This is a genomic window from Carnobacterium iners (genome assembly GCF_900177385.1).
In the GTDB taxonomy this organism is placed as follows: Bacteria; Bacillota; Bacilli; order Lactobacillales; family Carnobacteriaceae; genus Carnobacterium_A; species Carnobacterium_A iners.
Genome location: NZ_FXBJ01000002.1, coordinates 2,037,208 through 2,059,349, shown reverse-complemented (window position 1 = coordinate 2,059,349; position 22,142 = coordinate 2,037,208). Strand labels below are relative to the sequence as shown.

Annotated in this window: 19 protein-coding genes, 1 tRNA gene and 1 pseudogene; 19 read left to right on the top strand and 2 right to left on the bottom strand. The window is 33.2% G+C overall.

Annotated elements, in window-relative coordinates; all coding sequences use genetic code 11:
- Nucleotides 1-11: 11 nt before the first annotated feature.
- The gene (locus B9Y54_RS09820; protein WP_085560082.1) at nt 12-242 is read right to left on the bottom strand and encodes an excisionase family DNA-binding protein; all 231 of its coding nucleotides are present in this window, start codon (nt 240-242) and stop codon (nt 12-14) included.
- Between the two features lie 334 nt (nt 243-576).
- On the opposite strand from B9Y54_RS09820, the gene miaA reads away from it, so the two are divergent.
- The 8 genes and pseudogenes from miaA to B9Y54_RS09775 all read left to right on the top strand — a co-directional run bounded on the left by miaA (nt 577) and on the right by B9Y54_RS09775 (nt 10,950).
- Nucleotides 577-2,244, top strand: a complete 1,668-nt coding sequence (gene miaA, locus B9Y54_RS13050) for a tRNA (adenosine(37)-N6)-dimethylallyltransferase MiaA (RefSeq protein ID WP_338061322.1) — start codon at nt 577-579, stop codon at nt 2,242-2,244.
- Nucleotides 2,245-2,265: 21 nt separating this feature from the next.
- Nucleotides 2,266-3,513 (top strand): GTPase HflX, encoded by a 1,248-nt coding sequence (gene hflX / locus B9Y54_RS09805; protein ID WP_085560081.1) that lies wholly within the window; start codon nt 2,266-2,268, stop codon nt 3,511-3,513.
- The gene (locus B9Y54_RS09800; RefSeq protein ID WP_085560564.1) at nt 3,510-4,766 is read left to right on the top strand and encodes a methionine gamma-lyase family protein; all 1,257 of its coding nucleotides are present in this window, start codon (nt 3,510-3,512) and stop codon (nt 4,764-4,766) included. The genes hflX and B9Y54_RS09800 overlap by 4 nt, the downstream gene beginning before the upstream one ends.
- A 199-nt stretch (nt 4,767-4,965) precedes the next feature.
- Nucleotides 4,966-6,306, top strand: coding sequence for a type I glutamate--ammonia ligase (gene glnA / locus B9Y54_RS09795; RefSeq protein WP_085560080.1), 1,341 nt, complete (start codon nt 4,966-4,968; stop codon nt 6,304-6,306).
- A 186-nt stretch (nt 6,307-6,492) separates the two neighbouring features.
- Nucleotides 6,493-6,891 (top strand): MerR family transcriptional regulator, encoded by a 399-nt coding sequence (locus B9Y54_RS09790; protein WP_085560079.1) that lies wholly within the window; start codon nt 6,493-6,495, stop codon nt 6,889-6,891.
- A 327-nt stretch (nt 6,892-7,218) separates the two neighbouring features.
- Nucleotides 7,219-7,866 (top strand): annotated as a pseudogene (locus tag B9Y54_RS09785) (IS4 family transposase); the annotation flags it as partial.
- Between the two features lie 263 nt (nt 7,867-8,129).
- Nucleotides 8,130-8,786, top strand: coding sequence for a TetR/AcrR family transcriptional regulator (locus B9Y54_RS09780; protein WP_085560077.1), 657 nt, complete (start codon nt 8,130-8,132; stop codon nt 8,784-8,786).
- Nucleotides 8,787-8,871: 85 nt separating this feature from the next.
- On the top strand, nt 8,872-10,950 hold the full coding sequence (locus B9Y54_RS09775; protein ID WP_085560076.1) for an ABC transporter ATP-binding protein/permease: 2,079 nt from the start codon (nt 8,872-8,874) through the stop codon (nt 10,948-10,950).
- Between the two features lie 281 nt (nt 10,951-11,231).
- Here B9Y54_RS09775 and B9Y54_RS09770 read toward each other — a convergent pair.
- A tRNA-Arg gene (locus B9Y54_RS09770) sits at nt 11,232-11,305 on the bottom strand.
- Between the two features lie 480 nt (nt 11,306-11,785).
- Between B9Y54_RS09770 and nrdH the strand changes: the two genes are divergently transcribed.
- From nrdH to fabG, 11 genes are all read left to right on the top strand, one after another.
- Nucleotides 11,786-12,019 carry a glutaredoxin-like protein NrdH gene (nrdH, locus tag B9Y54_RS09765; RefSeq protein ID WP_085560075.1) on the top strand — a complete coding sequence of 78 codons (234 nt, stop codon included), beginning with the start codon at nt 11,786-11,788 and terminating at the stop codon, nt 12,017-12,019.
- The gene (gene nrdI, locus B9Y54_RS09760; RefSeq protein WP_085560074.1) at nt 12,016-12,381 is read left to right on the top strand and encodes a class Ib ribonucleoside-diphosphate reductase assembly flavoprotein NrdI; all 366 of its coding nucleotides are present in this window, start codon (nt 12,016-12,018) and stop codon (nt 12,379-12,381) included. Before nrdH ends, nrdI begins: the two co-directional genes overlap by 4 nt.
- Nucleotides 12,374-14,551 (top strand): class 1b ribonucleoside-diphosphate reductase subunit alpha, encoded by a 2,178-nt coding sequence (gene nrdE / locus B9Y54_RS09755; RefSeq protein WP_085560073.1) that lies wholly within the window; start codon nt 12,374-12,376, stop codon nt 14,549-14,551. Before nrdI ends, nrdE begins: the two co-directional genes overlap by 8 nt.
- A gap of 16 nt (nt 14,552-14,567) precedes the next feature.
- On the top strand, nt 14,568-15,530 hold the full coding sequence (nrdF, locus tag B9Y54_RS09750) for a class 1b ribonucleoside-diphosphate reductase subunit beta (protein WP_085560563.1): 963 nt from the start codon (nt 14,568-14,570) through the stop codon (nt 15,528-15,530).
- A 1,318-nt stretch (nt 15,531-16,848) separates the two neighbouring features.
- The gene (locus tag B9Y54_RS09740; RefSeq protein WP_085560071.1) at nt 16,849-17,184 is read left to right on the top strand and encodes a DUF2187 domain-containing protein; all 336 of its coding nucleotides are present in this window, start codon (nt 16,849-16,851) and stop codon (nt 17,182-17,184) included.
- A 322-nt stretch (nt 17,185-17,506) separates the two neighbouring features.
- The gene (gene fabT, locus B9Y54_RS09735) at nt 17,507-17,959 is read left to right on the top strand and encodes a fatty acid biosynthesis transcriptional regulator FabT (RefSeq protein ID WP_085560070.1); all 453 of its coding nucleotides are present in this window, start codon (nt 17,507-17,509) and stop codon (nt 17,957-17,959) included.
- A gap of 17 nt (nt 17,960-17,976) precedes the next feature.
- On the top strand, nt 17,977-18,957 hold the full coding sequence (locus B9Y54_RS09730; protein WP_085560069.1) for a beta-ketoacyl-ACP synthase III: 981 nt from the start codon (nt 17,977-17,979) through the stop codon (nt 18,955-18,957).
- A 72-nt stretch (nt 18,958-19,029) separates the two neighbouring features.
- Nucleotides 19,030-19,260 carry an acyl carrier protein gene (locus B9Y54_RS09725; protein WP_085560068.1) on the top strand — a complete coding sequence of 77 codons (231 nt, stop codon included), beginning with the start codon at nt 19,030-19,032 and terminating at the stop codon, nt 19,258-19,260.
- A 30-nt stretch (nt 19,261-19,290) separates the two neighbouring features.
- Nucleotides 19,291-20,259 carry an enoyl-[acyl-carrier-protein] reductase FabK gene (gene fabK / locus B9Y54_RS09720; protein ID WP_085560067.1) on the top strand — a complete coding sequence of 323 codons (969 nt, stop codon included), beginning with the start codon at nt 19,291-19,293 and terminating at the stop codon, nt 20,257-20,259.
- A 146-nt stretch (nt 20,260-20,405) separates the two neighbouring features.
- Nucleotides 20,406-21,338 carry an ACP S-malonyltransferase gene (gene fabD, locus B9Y54_RS09715; protein WP_085560066.1) on the top strand — a complete coding sequence of 311 codons (933 nt, stop codon included), beginning with the start codon at nt 20,406-20,408 and terminating at the stop codon, nt 21,336-21,338.
- A gap of 58 nt (nt 21,339-21,396) precedes the next feature.
- Nucleotides 21,397-22,134 carry a 3-oxoacyl-[acyl-carrier-protein] reductase gene (fabG, locus tag B9Y54_RS09710; RefSeq protein ID WP_085560065.1) on the top strand — a complete coding sequence of 246 codons (738 nt, stop codon included), beginning with the start codon at nt 21,397-21,399 and terminating at the stop codon, nt 22,132-22,134.
- Nucleotides 22,135-22,142: the final 8 nt, after the last annotated feature.

The following is a 22,142-nucleotide window of genomic DNA, read 5'->3' as shown; positions in this document are numbered from 1 at the left end:
AGAGAAACAATTTAATCTTCATCTTTAATATTACTGTCTTCTGGTAATGATTCGTTCAAGTAGTTTTGTATTTCTATTTTGTATGCTTCTAATGATTTCAAATAGAGATTGAATTGCTGTTTATTAACTAAAAGTTTTTCGCCATCTGATACAGTACGGATTTGTGTTTCACGAACTAGGCGATAAATTTCCGAAATTTCAGTACCTAAATAATCTGCAGTTTCTTCAAGTGTTAGATATATACGAGGTCCCTCCGTTCATTCTTTATTTGTCTATTTTACGCTAAATTTGAAATAAACACGAGGAAAGACTTTACTATTTATATTTAAGCATACTGAATTTCCATGCTATTATGTTACAATAGGAATGTTATCCTTCATTCTGTTTTTTAATAATCTAATCGATATTTTTTTATCGTTTGAGATTTTTATTGCTCAAAATAATACGTTGAATTAGTTGTATAAAAAGAATGATTTTTATTTAAAATTGGTAAATATAGAGCTTTCTATAGAGGGGAGAGTGCGAGCTGTCTATTAAAAAATCTTATAGTTAAATTTTTTTAAACGGCATAAAATTATGGAGAAAACTAAAATTATTGCTCATCGCGGAAGTAAAGGCACTCATCCTGAAAATACACTGATTGCTTTTGAAGAAGCTATCCGAGTAGGCAGCGATGGGATTGAGTTGGATGTTCATCTAACTAAAGATAGCAAAGTAGTTGTCATACACGATGAAACTGTAAATAGAACAAGTGATGGAAAAGGACTAGTTCGAGATTTTTCTTTAGAAGAATTGAAACGATTAGATATGGGTAGTTGGTTTGATTCAGCGTGTAGAATATGTACTATCCCTACTTTGCAAGAGGTGGTTGAGTTATTAAATAAACACTCATTTAAAGGTCTACTGAATATTGAATTTAAAACAAATAAATACCCTTATCCAAGTATTGAAAAAAAAGTATTAGAGATACTTTCAAAACAATCAAATTCTTTTTCAATTGTGTTTTCAAGCTTTAATTATCAGACTCTTATTCGGTTAAAAAAAATAGAGGATAAAGTTCAAATTGCTTTATTATTTAAAGGTACTGGCAAGAATAAAATGATGTTGGACCAGGATGTTCCCATTGAAATGTGGCATTCTGATTTAAAGTGGTTTAAAAATACTTATTTAAGTGAAGGATTCAAAATACCCATCCGACTATGGACAATCAATAACGAGGAAGATTTAGCCTATTGTTTTGATAAAAAAGTAGCTGGGATTTTCACAGATTTCCCTGAAAAAGCTCTTACTATTCAAAAAAAGAGACAACCAATTAGGCCTAAATTGATTGCGATTGTCGGGCCTACTGCAGTTGGAAAAACTAGTTTAAGTATTGAGTTGGCAAAAGAATACAATGGCGAAATTATTAGTGGAGATTCCATGCAAATTTATAAGAAGTTAGATATTGGTACGGCAAAAGTATCTTTAGTTGAACAAGATGGAATAGTTCATCATTTAATTGATGAAGTTTCTGTTAATAGCCGTTATTCTGTATCTGATTTTCAAAAAAAAGGCAGGCAATTAATTTACGATAGTATAGCTAGAGGTAAAACTCCGATTATAGTAGGCGGAACAGGTCTTTATATAGAGTCTATTTTATACAATGTCAGCTTGGGTGGTACAGGCGAAAGTGATTTAGATTTTCGTGCCAGAAAAGAATATGAAGCACAAAAATCAGGAGTGCAACATCTTTGGAATGAACTTGAAAAAATAGATCCAGTATCAGCAAAGATGATTCATGCAAACAATGTTAGACGCGTTATTCGTGCATTAGAAGTTCATCATACAACTGGAATTCCTTTTTCTGACTATCAAGAAGAGCGCGAAGAAAAAGAGTTGTTGTTTGATGTGAAAATAATTGGTTTAACCACTGAACGTTCTATCTTATACAATCGAATCAATCAACGTGTCCATAAAATGATGGAACAAGGTCTTGAATCAGAGGCAAGATGGTTATATGAGCAAAATATTCAGGATTCTCAAGCGATGCGAGGAATAGGCTATAAAGAATGGCTTCCATATTTTGAAAACGAAGGTACGATTGAAGATGTGATTACTGAAATTCAAAAAAATTCGAGAAGATATGCTAAAAGACAATTAACTTGGTTTAGAAATCGTACAAAAAATGTTAGTTGGTGGGATTTAGTAAATGAACCAGAATCAAAAGCAAAATTGAAACAAGAAATTGATTGTTTTTTGATATAAAAAGAAAGGCAGGTTATAAAAATGGAAACAAAGAAGGAACAAGAAAAAGTTATCTTAGTTGGAGTTCAAACGAGAGAAACAGATTCTGATTTTAATTACTCCCTAAATGAGTTAGCTCAATTAACAGAAACGGCTTTAGGTAAAGTTGTTGGGATATTAACACAAAAAAGAGAGCGTGTAGACTCTCGTACATTTTTGGGTAAAGGAAAGCTAGAAGAGTTGGTTCATCTAGTTGAAGAAACAGAAGCTGACGTAGTAATTTTCAACCAAGCTTTAACTCCTAGTCAAACTAGAAACATTCAAGAGTCAATAGATATAAAGATTATTGATCGAATTCAGTTAATTTTAGACATCTTTGCTATGCGTGCTAAGAGTAAGGAAGGAAAATTGCAAGTTGAGTTAGCTCAGCTTCAATATATGTTGCCACGTTTAGCAGGACAGGGAATAAATCTATCTCGTCTAGGTGGAGGTATTGGAACAAAAGGTCCTGGTGAAACAAAATTAGAAACAGATCGTCGTCATATTCGTGACCAAGTCAATGATATCAAAAAAACGTTAAAAGAAACTGAAAAACACCGTAATAGAAGTCGGACACAACGTAAAGAAAGTGGTGTATTTCAAATTGGGCTAATTGGATATACTAATGCGGGGAAATCGACCCTATTAAATGCTCTTACTCAAGCAGATACACACGAAGAAGACCAATTATTTGCTACCTTAGATCCTTTAACAAGAAAACTTTTGCTACCAACAGGTACGAAGGTAACATTAACCGATACTGTTGGATTTATTCAGGATTTGCCAACCGAACTAATAGAAGCCTTTCAATCAACTCTAGAGGAAACACGTAATGTTGACCTATTATTACATGTCGTTGATTCTGCAGCTGAAAATATGGTTGGGCATGAAAAAACAGTTATAAAATTATTAAAAGACCTAGATATGGATCATATTCCACTTTTAACCGTCTACAATAAAAAAGATTTAGCTGATCCGTTTTTTTCACCTGGGCTGTTTCCAAATATTGTAATGTCAGCGAGAAATATGACCGATGTAACTAATTTACTAGATGAGATTGTAAGTCGAATGAAAACGATTATGGTTCGTTATCAAATGACTATTAGTGTTTCTGAAGGACAACTATTAGTTCGTTTAAAACAAGAAACAATCGTAACGTCAGAAGAATATATAGAAGAAGATAATCATTATCTCGTTAAAGGATACATGAAAAAGGATTCCAAATGGAATGGAGAGAATCAATTAAAATGAGTTGGAATAGCCAATATGATACATCATTAAATAATCGAATAAAAAATATAGAAGAAATGATTAAACCTGTCCACGAACAGATACATGAAAATGCTCTAGCTAATCAGTTTAAAGTATTATCTAGTTTTAGAGATAAAAAAGTGACAGAACAAAATTTCAATCCTTCAACAGGCTATGGCTATGATGACTATGGCCGAGATATTTTAGAAGAAGTTTATGCAGATGTATTCAAAGCAGAAGCAGGACTTGTTCGACCACAAATTATCTCAGGTACACATGCAATAGCAACAGCTTTATTTGGCATTATGCGTCCAGGTGATGATTTATTGTATATTACGGGAACACCTTATGATACTCTGTTAGAGATTGTTGGTGTGACTGGAAAAGGGATTGGATCTTTTAAAGAATACCAAATGGGTTACGACTATGTTGAACTATTAGAAGATGGAAGTGTTGATTTAAAACGAGTAAGAGATAAAATGACAGAAACAACTAAGATGGTAGCTATCCAACGCTCGCGTGGTTATGCAGATCGTCCATCCTTTACAATCAAAAAAATTGAAGAAATGATTCAGTTCGTCAAATCCGTTAATCCATCAGTCATTGTTTTTGTCGATAATTGTTACGGTGAATTTGTTGAACAAAAAGAACCAATAGAAGTAGGAGCCGATTTAATGGCGGGTTCATTAATTAAGAATCCAGGTGGCGGTTTAGCCAAAACAGGTGGGTATATTGTTGGTAAATTAGATTTAATTGAAGCGTGTGCTTATAGATTAACTTCTCCTGGAATTGGTCGTGAAGCAGGTGCATCTTTGTATAGCTTACAAGAGATGTATCAAGGCTTTTTCATGGCTCCTCATGCTGTTGGTGAAGCTTTAAAGGGAGCTGTCTATACAGCTGCTCTTTTAGATTCATGTGGGATAGAGAGCTTCCCTAAATGGAATGATGAACGGACAGATTTAATTCAAATGATTTCGTTGAATGATAAAGAACGGATGATTCAGTTTGCACAAACAATCCAAAAATATTCTCCAATCAACGCTCATGTAACTCCAGTCGATGCGTATATGCCTGGTTATGAGGATGATGTAATTATGGCTGCAGGAACATTTATTCAAGGATCCAGTATTGAATTAACGGCAGATGGCCCTATTCGTCCACCTTATACATTATATGTTCAAGGTGGTTTGACTTACGAACATGTTAAATTAGCTGTTAGTTCAGCAGTTTCAGAGTTATTTTTTAAAAGATAAGTCAAATAATAGAAAAAATACGAATGCTGATGACTACTTTTGTGTTTATCAGTATTTTTTTAATTTTTCCTTACTTAGCTACAGCTAAAAAACTAACATGTGCATGTTAGAAAAATTTTGACATTCTTTTTGAGCATTGTTACAGTAGTAAACGAAGAAAATAAAAAAGTTGCACGATGAAAGGGCGAGTTTTTAAATTATGAAAAATTTTACTAGAGAAGAAATCGTAACAAGTGCAAAAGAAAATAATGTTCGTTTTTTACGTTTAATGTTTACTGATATTGATGGAACGGTTAAGAACGTTGAAGTACCTATTAGCCAGTTAACTAAGGCGTTAAATAATGAAATGATGTTTGACGGTTCTTCAATTGATGGTTTTGTTCGAATTGAAGAAAGCGATATGTTCTTGTATCCAGATTTAGGTACATGGTTAATTTTTCCTTGGGAAATTGGTAATGGAAAAGGCAGTGTTGCTCGTTTGATTTGCGATATTTATAACGCTGATGATACGCCATTTTCTGGTGACCCACGAACAAATTTAAAACGCGCCTTAAAAGAAATGGAAAAAATGGGCTTTAAAGAATTTAATTTAGGACCTGAACCTGAATTTTTCTTATTTAAACTCGATAAAAATGGGAAACCAACATTAGAACTAAATGATAACGGTGGGTACTTTGATTTTGCTCCAACAGACTTAGGTGAAAATTGCCGACGTGAAATTGTATTACATTTAGAAGATTTAGGTTTCGAAATTGAGGCAAGTCATCACGAAACAGCTCCAGGACAACATGAAATTGACTGGAAATACGCAGATGCTCTTGAAGCATGTGATAACATTCAAACTTTTAAATTAATCGTTAAAACAGTAGCTCGTGAACATGGCCTACACGCTACATTTATGCCAAAACCTTTAGAAGGTGTAAGTGGCTCTGGTATGCACTTTAATATGTCTTTATTTAATGAAAATGGCAATGCTTTTTACGATGAGTCAGATAAATTAGGACTTAGTAAAACAGCGTATCAATTTTTAGCTGGAATAATCGATCACGCTTTAGCTTATACAGCAATTTGTAACCCGACTGTCAATTCTTATAAGCGACTAATTCCAGGCTATGAAGCTCCCGTTTATGTGGCTTGGAGCGCACGCAATCGTTCGCCTTTAATTCGCGTACCAAGTTCTCGTGGAATGTCTACACGCTTTGAATTACGTAGTGTTGATCCTAGTGCAAATCCATATCTTGCTTTAGCTGTTTTATTGAGATCAGGTTTGGATGGAATCAAAAACGAAATGGTTCCAGCAGAGCCTATCGACCGTAATATTTACCGTATGACAACTGAAGAAAGACACGAAAAAGGAATCATTGACTTGCCATCTACTTTACACAATGCTTTGAAGTATTTAGGTAAGGATGAGATAGTAAAAGATGCTCTTGGACCTCATATCTATAATAGTTTTGTAACATCCAAAAAAGTAGAGTGGGCAGCTTACCGCGAACAAGTTTCTGAGTGGGAACAAGAAAAGTATATGACTCTTTATTGAAAAATATTTTTTAAAAAGTAATTTTACTACCTAAAAAAGAAATAACCTGATAAAGGTTGTTTCTTTTTTTAGGTATTTTTCAAATGAAAAGTTCAATGTCAGAACTTGTGACATAGAAGTAAATGAATGATTGACAGCAGAAAAAAATATTGCTATTCTTAAAAAGTAAGTTGGGAGGATCAGACAATGAGAGAAAAAGAGCTAAGACGTTCGATGGCCGTTTTTACAATTGGAACGGTTATGAAATTAACGGATTTGACCGCTAGACAAATACGATACTATGAGGAACAAGATTTAATACATCCAGAAAGAAATGAAGGCAATCGCAGAATGTTTTCGTTAAATGATGTTGATGCACTTCTTGAAATAAAAGATTATATAGCTGAAGGAATTAATATGGCGGGTATTAAACGAATCTATGAATTTAAAAAAGTAGAAAAGCCATTGACTAATAATAAACAAAAAAACAATCCTGCCTTAACCGATGACGATGTCAGACGTATTTTACATTCAGAGTTTCTATCTATTAGTGGTTATAATCCTGGTAACAAGTCTAATCTTATTGATCCCAATCGTTTTTTTTAAGTTAAAAAATTTTATTTAAGGATACAAATTTAAAAATTAAAAAAATAATTATACATTTAAAATCACTAGTGTTGCATGAAACATTATTTGTTTTATAAATTTGTTTATATTATTCCAATAGACGAAAAAAGTCCTTTATACTGAACTCAGATGACTCATCCAAGACCAATAAAAAGGGCCTAATTTATGGATAAGTATAAAATAATTCTGCTTTTAATAAATGGTTTTCTTCCACTAAGTTAGATTGTTTACCAAGCCCTATTCAAAAAAATTTGATTTTGATAAATACCATAAGAAACTTAGTTTCTTTAGAACTCTTCAACGTTTTCACTTAACCAAAATCTTTATCAAGGGGCTGATTTTCATAAAACAAAATTAGGAGTTAAGCTTCATTTAAAACTCTGCTTTATGGATAATGAGCCTCTTTGCCCAGATGATTTTACGTTGACTAACGCCGTCGAGCACGATACAAGTCAGTTAGAAGTATTGATTAAACAACCTGAAGCGACTGATGTGTTTGATCACGGAGACCTTGATTTTAAAGGGTTAGACACGATGCACTGGCAGGGCGACTTCTTTGTGACAAGAATCAAAAAGAATGCAAAAGTTCGTGTTTTAGAACCATTAGTAGCTTCCAAAAGTGAGTCCATTCTCAGCGACCAAATGGCCGCATTAGGTGATCAGAACTCTCTAATGTCTAGATTTCGTTTAGTAGCTGTTCAAGATAAAAAGGGGGAAACTCTTCAGGTTATTACAAATCGTTTTGACTGCTCCCCTACTGATATTGCAGAAATGTATCAAGCAAGTTGGCAAATAGAACGGTTCTTTAAGCCTATTAAGCAACACATGACGATTAAAAAGTTTTTTTCGAGAAGTGAAAAAGGGGTTGTCAATCAATTGGCTTTAGCCATGATTGCCAGTTTTTTAACCTATTTGATTAAGTTGAAAATAAAAAGTAAACAGTCTGTTTTTTAAATCAAACGATTTTTTCGTTATCTGTTATTTCAACCGACAGAAGAAGGGTTTAACCTTTTGATACCGACTTAGATCTTTAAAGAAAGGGTGTTAGTCGGTAACGGAATCAATTGAAGAAGCAAAATTTTCTGGAAATAGTCATCTCTTGCGTAAGAATTACCTTTTTTTGCCTTTTTTCAGAAAAATAAGAAATTAGGTCAATCAAACTATGTTTATACAACACTAGTGATTTTAAATAAATTCTATGGAAAGAGGTAAATGAAATGGACTCAATACTTATCTTATTTGAAAAACGTATTCGAGATAACAAAAGTTTAACTCCAAAAATGATAGATATTCTTAAAGCAAGTTTAGAATTATTTTCTTGTAAAGGCTATTCAAATACTTCGACAAAAGATATTGCAAAAGCTGCCAACGTAGCAGAAGGAACAATCTTTAAACATTTTGGTTCGAAAGAAAACTTATTGTATGCAACGTTAATTCCTCTTTTAAAACACACACTAGCACAAGAGTGGAAAGACCAATTAGCTTTAGTCAAACAAAATATCGAAGCTTATCCTTTCCCGATTTTTTTGAGAGAAGTATTAGAAGAAAAAACAACCTATGCCGGAGATAATATCAAAGTCTTTAAAATTCTTTATATGGAGTTTATCTATCAAGAAGATATGCGTAAAAATCTTATGACGTTAATTCCAAAAGATATAGTTAAAGAAATAAATGAAGTATTAGATTATTATAAAAAGAAAAAGCAAGTTGTAAATTTACCGAATAAGGAACTATTTCGATTTCTTGCAGGAACCCTAATGACTTTTGTCATAACCGTCGAATTAATTCCTGCTACAGAGGAAGAGAAAGCATTAGAGATGGAAAATATGATTACCTTCTTAATAAAAGGACTGACTCCCGAAGCAATAACTTGACAATGAGAATCAATATAATTATAATTTTAGAATGACTAAATGAGTGATTGCTCACTTTGGAATAAACGGAAGGAATGATAAAATAATGGCTTTTTTAGAAGTAAAAAAATTGAACAAATATTACCCAATTGGAGATGACAAACAGTTCCATGCCTTGAAAGATGTTGATTTATCATTCGAAAAAGGTGAGTTAGTATCTATTATTGGAGAATCGGGTAGTGGAAAATCTACTTTGATGAATCTTTTTGGTGGACTTGATTCAAAATTTGATGGGGAAATTTTAGTAGAGGGAAAAAATATTGGGAGCTATACGGAAAAACAAATGGTGCAGTACCATAAAGAGAAAATAGGATTTGTTTTTCAAAGTTTTAATCTCGTATCTCATCTCTCAATTTTAGACAATGTCACATTAGCGATGACATTATCTAATGTAGACAAAGAAACTCGCATGGAGCGAGCAAAAACGATATTAGATCAATTAGGTTTGAAGGAACAGTACAATAAAAAGCCTGAGCAATTATCTGGAGGTCAAAAGCAACGTGTTGCTATTGCTAGAGCATTAGTAAATGATCCTGATATTATTATTGCAGATGAGCCAACAGGAGCGTTAGATTCCGAAACAAGCGAACAAGTTCTTGATATTATCCAACAGATTGCAAAAGGTGGAAAATTAGTAATACTTGTAACACACTCAGAGCGAGTAGCAGAAAGATCTAGCCGAGTTGTAACCATCGCCGATGGTGAAATTATAGACGATAAACAAACAGGACCTTTGAAAGAAGTAGAAACTAGCTTTAGTCTACGTTCACTTGATGAGAAACAGATAAATAAAAATTTATCTATTTTTTCAGCTATTCGAATGGCTCTTTTAAATATGAAAGAAAAATTAGGTAGAAATGTATTGATTGCATTAGGCGGCAGTATTGGAATTATGAGTATCGTTTTGATGTTATCTTTAGGTAGAGGCGTTAATGATTACTTAACCGAAACAATGAATGAGAATGTTAATCCTTTAGTTATTGAGGCGTCTATGACGGATGCAACAGAGTCTGAAAAAGCTAAAAAAGAACAAGAAGAAAAAGAAGCTGAAAAAAGTAAAATTAGCGAACCAGTCCCTGGTCTACCCGGAGAAAATAGTGCTGGCAGTCAAAATTCAGAAGTAGAGTTTGCTGGCCCACCAGGTACAGGAGCGAAGTTACCATTTGAAGAAGAAAATAGTAAAGAGCTTGAAGAAATTAAAAATGTTAAGAATGTTACAGAAGGATTTACTTCTTTTTCTTTCACTAAAAATGCAATAGAATTTGAAGATGAGAGCTATACGTATATGAACTTTGGTACTGTATCACCAGATATTACGTCTTCTAATATTATTTTTGGAGAATTACCTAAAAATAACGAGGTTTTAATTACAGAAGGTCTTGCAACAAGCATAAAAACTAATCCAGCTGATATGATTGGTGAGGAAATTAGTGTGAAAATTGATACTGGTGAGGATACATTAGAGAGTATGTATACGATCAGTGGTATCTTTAGCCCTGGAGACTCAGCTGGTCCAGCAGGCATCTTTGATTCTGTGTTTATGACGATGGAAACTTTTGAAGCTTTGAATAAAGAATCAGATAAAAATATAGAAGCAAATGTTCTTTATCTTACTTCTGAGTCTGAAGAATTTACAAAAGAAATTAAAAATCAAGTGAAAGAATTAGGTTACGCTGGTTCTTCTGCCGATATTCTGACAGATATTTTTAGTCAAATGTTAGATATCTTTACGTATATTCTAACGGGTGTAGCAGGTATTTCCTTGCTGGTATCTGCAATCATGATACTAACTGTTCTTTATATTTCTGTTGTAGAACGGACTCAAGAAATTGGTGTTATCAAAGCTATCGGTGGTCGTAGAAAAGATATTAGAAGAATATTTGTTTCTGAATCATTTTTAATTGGATTATTTAGTGGTATTCTCGGTGTAGGACTGGCAGTAGGATTATCTTTTGTTGGAAATATTTTTGTCGAAAGAATATTTGATGCGACTGTTCTTCATATGACTCCAGCGTTTGCGGTAGCGGGTATTCTTGTCAGTGTTCTCATTAGTGTATTAGCAGGTCTGTTACCAGCAAGTAAAGCAGCTAAATTAGATCCTGTAGAAGCATTAAGAAGAGGATAGGTATTAATTGATAATTACTATTTTTGAATCAAGGATATAAAAGAAGAAAATAGTCTACCAATTTATTGGTCAGGCTATTTTTTGTATAAAAATCATTAAAGTATACATAAATATGTAAAACTAAAAATAACAAATAAAAAAAATACTCACAAAACGTGAGTACTTTTCTTATTTTGTTTGTTCTAATATACGTTTAGCTTAAAAAATCATTATATGTAGAGGAAATACTTATAAATAGGCATTTATAGTAAATAAAAACTAGATTAAAGATTAAAAACTTACGTCTCAGGAGAGGTTCGAACTCCCGACCGTTCGCTTAGAAGGCGAATGCTCTATCCAGCTGAGCTACTGAGACATTTCTTAACAACAGAGTTTATTATATGGGAAAATGAATAAAAAGTCAACGCTATTTTGTATTTAAATTTCATTTTCTTTAAACACTCATGTTAGGTTATTCACATGTGGGTTTTAAATTAATTTAATCAACTTTTTTTATTTTCTTGAATGAAATATAAAAGCTATATTCTTAAAGTATTATTTGTATTTGAATTGAATATAAAATAAAATTAATTTTTTCCATTATTGTGAAAAGAAGAAGATAAAGAGGGTTGAAACCGGATAAATGTTTGGTTTTAACAGACTTGGCTATTTCACAAAGAATTACTATATATAGTGGGTAAACGTTTTGTGAATATAAGTGACATCTATATATGGTATACGTTATGATTGTAAAATAACTAAATATTGTGTAAGATATTAGAAGTAGAAAGAAGTTGTAGCTACTAAAATAATTATAACTTCAAAACCAACACTATAATTTAAAGGGGCAATTAATATGGATCATAACGGAATCATCATTTATTCAAAACCAAACTGCATGCAATGTAACTTCACGAAAAAATATTTAGATGATAAAGGCGTTGACTATATGATAAAAGATATTTTCGAATCTGAGGTTGCACTAGAAGAAGTAAAACAATTAGGGTTTACTTCTGTTCCAGTTATTTCAGTTAAGGGTAAAGAAGCATTTAATGGTTTTCGTCCTGATCTTTTAGATTTATTAGTATGAAAATAGTTTATATGTCCTTAACAGGGCAGACCAAAAAGTTTGTTCATAAGCTTGATATGGATTTGTTGGAGGTTACTCTTACGAATCCTTATATTTTTATTGAAGAACCATTTATAGCAGTTGTTCCTACTTATGAAATTGAAGCGACTGAAATAATGAATGATTTTATTGAAACAGGAAGCAACCTATCCTATTTCAAAGGTGTAGCTGGTGGAGGTAATTTAAATTTTGGGAAACTATTTGCTTTTACAGCAAAAGACTTAGCTGAAAAATATGATGTTCCTTTATTGCATACTTTTGAATTTCAAGGAAATGAAGAAGATGTCCGAAAATTAAAGAAAGCGGTGAAAGAACTTGGATAAACCAGTATTAGCAACCAAGCCAAAAGATATAACGTATTTTAAATTAAACAACGAATTAAATCGTCCAGTTAATGGGTCTATTCCGTTGAGAAAAGATCGTGAAGCAGTACGTGCTTATTTCTTAGAATTTGTTAATCCAAATACAGTTTTCTTTTATACATTAGATGAAAAATTAGATTATTTGATTGAAGAAGATTATATTGAAGAAGAATTTATCAATCAATATGATCGGGCTTTTGTAAAAGAATTATTTGAAGACATTTATAGTCGGAAATTCCGTTTTCGTTCTTTTATGTCTGCTTTTAAATTTTATACTCAATACGCTTTGAAAACAAATGATGGAGAGCGCTTTTTAGAGCGTTATGAAGATCGCGTTGTGTTTAATGCACTTTACCTAGCGGGTGGAGATAAAGAAGTCGCACGTACTATTGCTGACGAAATTATCAATCAACGTTATCAACCAGCAACGCCAACTTTTTTAAATGCTGGACGTAAGAGACGTGGCGAATTTGTTTCTTGTTTTTTAGTTCAAGCAACAGATGATATGAATAGTATTGGACGTGTTATAAATAGTGCGTTGCAATTATCTCGTATCGGTGGGGGTGTCGGTGTAAACCTAACGAACTTGCGTGCTGCAGGAGATCCAATTAAGCAAATTGAAAATGCTTCAAGTGGTGTCATACCTGTAATGAAATTATTAGAAGATAGTTTTAGTTATTCTAACCAATTAGGCCAAAGAAACGGTGCAGGTGCGGTTTATTTAAATGTTTTCCATCCAGATATTGTTTCTTTCCTATCAACAAAAAAAGAGAATGCTGACGAAAAAGTACGAGTCAAAACCTTGTCACTTGGCCTAGTAGTACCGGATAAATTTTATGAACTTGCAGCTCGCGATGAGCAAATGTATTTGTTTAGTCCATACGATGTCGAGCGTATTTACAATCGTCCTTTTGCTTATGTAGATATTACAAAAGAATATGAAAATATGGTAAATAATGAAGAAATCCGTAAATCAAAAATTAGTGCACGTGAATTAGAGAATGAAATCTCCAAATTGCAACAAGAGTCTGGCTATCCTTATATCATCAATATTGATACTGCTAACCGAGAAAATCCGATTCATGGAACAATTACGATGAGTAATCTATGTAGTGAGATACTACAAATCCAAGATCCTTCAATAATTAAGGATGATCAAACTTACGAAAAACTAGGAACAGATATTAGTTGCAATCTAGGATCTACAAACATTGTTAACTTAATGAAGGCAAAAGATTTTGGCCATTCTGTTGATGCAATGGTTCGTGCACTAACAATGGTAACCAATCAATCCAGTATTGCTGCTGTACCCTCTATTAAAAATGGAAATGATAAATACCATACTATTGGTCTCGGTGCTATGGGACTCCACACGTTCTTGGCCTTAAACCAAATAGAATATGGTTCACCTGAGTCAGTAGAATTTACAGATGTATATTTTATGATGTTAAATTACTATACATTACAATCCAGCAATAGAATAGCAAAAGAGCGTCAAGAAACTTTCTATAATTTTGGAAAATCTTCTTACGCAACAGGAGACTATTTTAATGACTACATTCAAAGTGACTATGTATTTGAAAGTGAAAAGATTAAAGGTTTATTTGATACGTTATCTGTTCCTACTAGAGAAGATTGGTTGAATCTTAAGTCAGCTGTTATGACTGACGGGTTGTATCATCAGAATCGTTTAGCTGTGGCCCCAACTGGGTCTATAAGTTACGTGAATGAAACATCAGCAAGTTTGCATCCAATTACTCGTCTAATTGAAGAACGTCAAGAAAAGAAAACAGGGAAAACGTATTATCCAGCACCATTCTTATCTAATGAAACACTGCCTTATTATAAGTCTGCTTATGATATTGATATGCGTCGTGTTATTGATGTCTATGCAGCAGCCCAAAAACACATTGATCAAGGAATGAGCTTAACTTTATTTATGCGTTCGGAAATTCCAGAAGGTATGTATGAATGGAAAGAGGGACGTACGACTAAACAAACTACTCGTGATTTAAATATTTTACGTCATTATGCTTGGCGCAAAGGGATTAAATCCATTTATTATGTACGAACTTTTACAGAAAACTCAGAAGAAATCGGCTCAAATGATTGCGAGAACTGCAGTATTTAAAAGGAGTGAATCAACGATGATAAAAGGATACGATGCGATAAACTGGAACAATATTGAAGATATGATTGATAAATTAACTTGGGAAAAACTTGTCGAGCAGTTTTGGACAGATACAAGAATTCCTTTATCAAATGATTTAGGTGATTGGGCACGTCTGCCACAAATTGAAAAAGAAATGCTAGCTAAAGTGTTAGGTGGTTTAACCCTTTTAGATACTTTGCAATCACAAGATGGACTAGAAGCTTTTAAAGAGTCGATTCGAACTCAACACGAAGAAGCGGTTTACAATAACATCCAATTTATGGAGTCTATGCACGCTAAAAGCTACAGTGCTATTTTTAGTACATTAAACTCTAAATCAGAGATAGAAGATCTTTTCCAATGGATTAATACAGATGAATTATTACAAGAAAAGACGCAGATTATAAATGGTATTTATAAAAATGGGACAGCTCTGCAAAGGAAAGTAGCGAGTGTCATGCTAGAATCTTTTTTATTCTACTCAGGATTCTTTGCGCCTCTTCACTACTTGGGTAACAACAAGATGCATAATGTAGCGGAAATTATAAAACTAATTTTACGTGATGAATCTGTTCATGGGACCTATGTTGGATATAAATTCCAAATTGGGTACAATCAATTAGATAATCAAGAGCAGGAAGAATTAAAAAATTGGACATATGAGCTATTATTCCAGTTGTACCAAAATGAAGTGAAATATGCAGAAGATTTATACGACGAAATTGGATGGACAGAACGCGTAAAGGTGTTTTTGCGTTATAATGCCAACAAAGCCCTACAAAACTTAGGATTTGATTCTTTATTTCCCGACACAGCTGATGATGTTGATCCAGTAATCATGAACGGCATTTCTACTGGTACTTCTAACCATGATTTCTTTTCACAAGTAGGAAATGGCTATTTAGTAGGTATGGTTGAATCGATGGAAAACAGCGACTATGAAAAATGGTCAATTTAGTATCTGAAAAATAAAAGGAAATGAATAAAGCGGTTGGGGAAATTTGTCTCAGTCGCTTTATTTTTTTGAAAGTTGGTAAGGCTATCATCCAAAGGATATAAATTTATATTTTATGCGATTCAAGGTACGATAAAATTAAGAAAGAGTAAAAAGAAGGCGCTTACTTATGTTTTTAATCTATAAGGAATAAAGGTTGAACACTAGAAAAAGAGTGCTTCTACTTATCTACTGGAATTTAAGTCAGTAAAGTTAAGATTGCAATAACCCCGTATAACTTTCAAAAGTAAAGAATCATTCTGACCGATTCAACCAAATAAAAAGGAGTGGAATATCATAAAAAAGTCAATGGTGGCATTAAGTATTGTATTTATTATAAGCGGTTGTAGCTCATCTATAGAGAGCGATCTAGGTTCCTTAAATAATTCTAAAACCTCTCCTATTCCACTAAAAAAATCCATTAAAACTAATTCTTCCATAGTACAATAAAATCTGTTAGATTCTGATAATCAAAAAAAACTTTTTACTATAGATGGATTTGGAGCGATAGTTAACTCTAAAAGTAAAAAATTAAGGACATTGAATATAGCTACTAGTGTTATAATTTTAGTGCCACAAAAGCAGATTTGGAGAATGGCTTTACAGTAGAAAATGATCCTGTATTGCAAGGAGTTGAAGAAAGAATGAGACAAGGAAAAAAATAGGTATTCCTAACGACGTTGCGATATATTTTACTGGAATGAGACTAAATAAATCAGATAAAACGCAAGTAATTTTTATACTGCTTAATTTAACAGATGTGAGAATGAAGAATATAAATATAACGATAAATTTTAGCAATACTGTGAATGAAGTTATTTTAGATAAAAGCTCTTTTTTCCTCTCGGAAGATAGATTTGGAATATTTGAACTGAATACTGCAATGCCTGTCTATATTGAAATACCAGAAGAATTAAAAGCAATTTTTAATAATTTAAAAGACTTTGAGGAAATACGGTACTCAATCGATTCGTTTGATTACGAGGCAATTAATTAGATAATTTATTTTTATAAGATGGAATTTAAAAAAATCAAAAAAACTTTTTTAAATTACAGTCCATACAATTGACTAATCATTTAGTTGAAAGTTAATGTGATTTATTTGTTATTATTTTGCAGTATGAATAATAAATAAAGAGAAGTTTAATATTTTCTAGAGAAAGGAATTAAGGATTGATTATTCGTTTATTTCATTTTGATGAGAAATATGGTATAATTGAAAAGCAATTGATTAAAGAAATGGGTAACGTTCTTCAAGAACGAAAGAAATGAGGGAATTTATGTGGGAGACAAAATAACCAAAGAAATTCAATCGTTAGTTGAGGTTGAGTTACGCAAGGGAGCTAGTAAATCAAGAATTGCGACTCTTTTGGGCGTACCATATGATGAGGCAAATGAAATTATTGATGAGATTAAGGCTTCATTTAGACCAGATTTAGGCGATAAAATTATTTTCTTATTTAGAGATGAAAAAATGGCTGGTACTATTATAAAACTATTAAATAATAGTGCTGTTGTTGAAATATATTGGGAAAAATCATCTGAGAAGATGAAAGATATCATGGAGTCTAAAACAATTGTCAATTTTAAAGATATTGTTGAGTTTATTCATACTTAAGAATAACTAAAATAAATTTAGATATGCTTAAAAGAGTTGAGACAAAATTTGTCTCAACTCTTTTCTTGTTTAGTTGAGATAGCATTAGTATTTTTATAAAAAAATATTTAGTATAAAATAAAAAACTATCGTATTAGGCGATGAAAAAAGCTTTATTTGTTAGGTTTCATCTTCTTTTCATCGAAAAAAAGGTTAATTTTTTTTAAAAACTTTCTTTTTTTTCTTGACAGTTTCCTTTTTTAATAATATAGTTTGATAGTCAAATAGTTTGATGTTCAAAGTAATATATTAGCTAGTAAAATAAAGGAACGGAGGAGCTGGTGTGGACAAAGTATTGGAGCATGAAATAAATGCTTACTTAGTTACAATATTTAATGAAATTATAATGATTGAAGAAAATGCTCTTCAAGGGAGCACCTTTAATGATGTATCCATTAAAGAGATGCATACAATCGAAGCTATCGGAATGGATCACATCAATACAACTTCAGAAGTCGCAAAGAAATTAGCTATCACTGCAGGGACATTAACTGTTTCAGTTAATAATCTTGTCAAAAAGGGATACGTTGAGCGGATTAGAAGTGAAAAAGATCGTAGAGTCGTTAGATTAGGGCTTACAAGCAAAGGTAGGCTACTTTATCGAGTACATGATAAGTTTCATCGCAATATGGTTAATGAAACGATTACCGGAATGAAAGAAGAAGAAGCTGAAATATTGATTAAAGGTTTAAGAAATCTGCATAGTTTTCTGGACGAAATAAAAAATAACTTATAAGAACAGAGTTGAACTGAATGCAAGCAAAAATTATTAGTACTGGAAGTTACGTTCCCAAAAAAATAGTCTCTAATAAAGATCTAGAAGCTATTATGGACACGAGTGATGAATGGATTAAAACGAGAACAGGAATTGAGAATCGACGAATAAGCGAAACTGAAAATACATCAGTTTTATGCGGAAAGGCAGCTCTAGATATTTTAGGAAAAGCTACTATTTCAGCTGATAAAGTTGATTTAATTATTGTTGCAACAATGTCTCCTGATTATTTAAGTCCTTCAACAGCTTGTTTGGTACAAGATTATATCGGAGCAAGTAAAAGCATGGCTTTTGATGTAAGTGCAGCTTGTTCAGGTTTCATCTATGCGTTATCCGTTGCTGAAAAAATGTTAAGTAGTGGTAAATTTCACTATGCTTTAGTCTTGGGTGGCGAAGTAATGTCTAAAATCATAGACTGGGATGATCGTGGTACGGCTGTTTTATTTGGAGATGGTGCTGGCGGTGTATTGCTAGAGAACACCCCTTCGCAAGGCAGTTTTATAGCAGAAGATATTCATTCTGACGGTAGTCGCGGTTTAGCTTTAACAACTGGTGCATTACCTGTTTCTAATCCTTATAGTCAAAATGAAAAAAATCCAGCAGATATCCACTTGAAAATGGAAGGTAGAGCAATATTTGATTTTGCAATACGCAGCGTACCAAAAAGTATCAAAGCGGTTGTTGAAACTGCAGGGATTGATTTATCAGATGTCGAACGGATTTTACCACATCAAGCCAATTCTCGCATTATCCAAGCCATTGCTAAAAAATTAAAAATACCATTTGAGCAATTTGCTTTAAATATTTCTGACTATGGTAATACATCTGCAGCGAGTATTCCAATATTATTAGACGAACTTGTTTCATCTGGTGATTTGGTTCTGGGAACAGGTAAAAAAATTATATTAACTGGATTTGGTGGAGGACTTACTTGGGGTTCAATACTAATCCGAATTTAATAAAAAGAAATAAGTAGTGGGCTTAAGCTATAAAATTAAGCAAAAAAATCATATTATATGGAGGAAACAAAAATGACATTCGAAAAAATTCAAGCAATTATCGTGGACCAATTAGACAAAGAGGAAGAAGAAGTACAATTAGCGACCAATTTCCGTGAGGACTTAGAAGCAGATAGTTTAGATTTATTCCAAATTATCAATGATATTGAAGATGAATTTGATATCAAAATTGAATCAGAAGAAGGTTTAAACACCGTTCAAGATATCGTAACATTTGTAGAAGCTGAATTAGCTAAAAAATAAGTAGAAACAATGAGAAAGTAGGAATCCTGTATGCAAGCTGAATTAATTGAAAAACTTGGTATTAAATATCCTATTATCCAAGGTGCAATGTCTTGGGTTGCAGACCCAAGTCTAGTAAGTGCAGTATCAAATGCAGGTGGATTAGGTGTTTTAGCTTGTGGACATGCTGATGTAGAGACTGTTCGTGGATTAATCGCTGAAACAAAAAAATTAACAGATAAACCTTTTGGTATTAATGTTTTACTTCTTTCACCTCACGTAGATGGAGTTGTAAAATTAGTCTGCGAAGAGAAGATAAGAGTCGTTACAACAGGTGCGGGTAGTCCAGGAAGGTACATGGAACAATTCAAAGCTGCTGGCACTGTTGTTATCCCTGTAGTAGCTTCTGTTGCTTTAGCTAGAAGAATGCAGCAAGAAGGTGCAGATGCTGTTATCTGTGAAGGAATGGAAGCAGGCGGTCATATCGGTAAAACAACGACTATGAATCTTGTTCCCCAAGTGGTCGATCAGGTCTCTATACCGGTTATTGCAGCTGGTGGTATTGCAGATGGACGTGGAGTAGCAGCTGTTATGGCTTTAGGTGCTTCTGCAGCTCAGCTAGGTACAAGATTTGTTGTTGCTTATGAGTGTAATGCTCATAGAAACTTTAAAGATTTTATCTTAAAAGCAAAAGATATTGATACTGTCGTAACCGGATTGATTACAGGACATCCAGTAAGAGTGTTGCGGAATAAACTAACAAGAGAATACTTAAAAGTAGAAAAATCTATTACAAGTGATGAAAATCCAGACCTTTCTCTTTTAGAAGCATTAGGAAAAGGCGCTTTGAAAAAGGCTGTAGTAGATGGCGATAAAGTTAGTGGCTCATTTATGTCTGGACAAAGTGCTGGACTAGTCAAAAAAGAGCAAAGCTGTGAGGAAATCATTCATGAATTAATGGATGAATACAAAACGGTTGTAGAAAAACAAGCGGGCCTATTGGGTCTATTAAATAAATAATGCTTTATTAATGAAAATATCAGAAAGCTGAAAGAAGTTCCTATTGGCTTCCAAGGATTTCTGGTATTTTTTTAAATGAAAGAATAGCTAAATAATAACTTAGTTTAATTTTTTTATAATAAGCTTAATAGTTAGGAGTCATACAAATGAAGATTGCTTTTGTATACAGTGGTCAAGGTGCTCAATATTCAGGAATGGGCCAAGATCTTTATGAGGAGTATGAAGTAGTTAGAACTGTATTTGATGAAGCTAGTACAGCCTTACATATGGATGTAGCGGCTCTTTGTTTTGAAGAAAACGACTTACTCAATAAAACAACCTATACACAACCAGCTATCTTAACTCTTAGTCTAGCAATAGATGCTTTGTTAAGGGGAAAAGGGATAGTGCCAGAAGTGGTGGCGGGTCTTAGTCTTGGGGAGTACAGTGCTTTTGTCAAAGCTGAGGTATTAGATTTCCAAACAGCAGTCAAACTAGTTAAAAAAAGAGGACAGTATATGACAGAAGCTGTTCCGGAAGGTCTAGGCGCTATGAGTGCGGTAATGGGATTAGATCGTGCTAGTGTAATCGAGGCCTGTGAAGAAGCCAGTAATTTAGGAGTTGTCTCCCCAGCTAACTACAATATGCCTGGTCAAATTGTTATTGCTGGTCTAGAAGAGGCAGTCGAAAAAGCTGGAAAACTTTTATTAGAAAAAGGCGCTAAACGAGTTGTTCCACTACAAGTAAGTGGACCATTTCATACCTCTTTACTTGCTCCGGCAGCAGAACAATTGGCGAAAGAAATTGAACACATAACAATTAATGAACCGCAATTAACAATCGTTAGCAATACAACGGCTAAAGAATTTTCATCTAAAGAAGAAATTGCCGAAATTATGGTCAAGCAAGTTATGTCCCCAGTTTATTGGGAAGACAGTGTTAGAAAAATGATTGATTTGGGCGTGGACACGTTTATTGAAGTTGGTCCAGGTAAAACATTGAGTAGTTTTATTAAAAAAATTGATAAATCTGTGACGACTATGAATGTTGAAAATAAAATATCTTTAGAAAAAACACTAACTAAATTAACGACACTATAAAATGACTGGAATTGTTCAAAGCAGTGCAGTCATTATCTTTTAAAAAAGGAATGAGTACATGACGACAGAAAATAAAACAGTTATTGTTACTGGTAGTTCAAGAGGAATAGGTAAAGCAATTGCCATAGCTTTTGCAAAAACAGGTGCGAACATTGTATTAAATGGTCGTAATCCTATCCCCGCCGAATTAATTGCAGAAATTCAATCTTATGGAGCAAAAGTTCATACCATTTTAGGAGATATGAGTGATTTTGACAAAGCGAAACAGTTGATTGACGAAACCAAAGAAGTTTTTGGTAGTATTGATGTTTTAGTAAACAATGCAGGAATCACCAATGATAAACTTTTGATGCGTATGTCTGAGGATGATTTTGATCAAACTCTTTCAGTCAATCTAAAAGGAACATTTAATACTATCCGTCACGCAACGAAAGTTATGTTAAAGCAACGAAGTGGTACGATTATCAACATGTCTAGTGTAGTTGGTTTAGTAGGAAACGTTGGTCAAGCCAACTATGCTGCCAGCAAAGCAGGTGTTATTGGTTTAACAAAATCAGCTGCTAGAGAATTAGCTGCTAGAGGAATCACAGTTAATGCTATCGCGCCAGGTTTTATCGAAACAGAAATGACAGATGTCCTATCAGATAAAATGAAAGAAGTAGCAGTTGGGCAAGTTCCATTAAAACGTTTTGGGAATGTCGATGATGTTGCTCGTGTAGCAGTATTCTTAAGTGAAAATAACTATATTACCGGTCAAGTAATCAATGTTGACGGTGGTATGGTAATGAATGGTTAGAAAAGGAG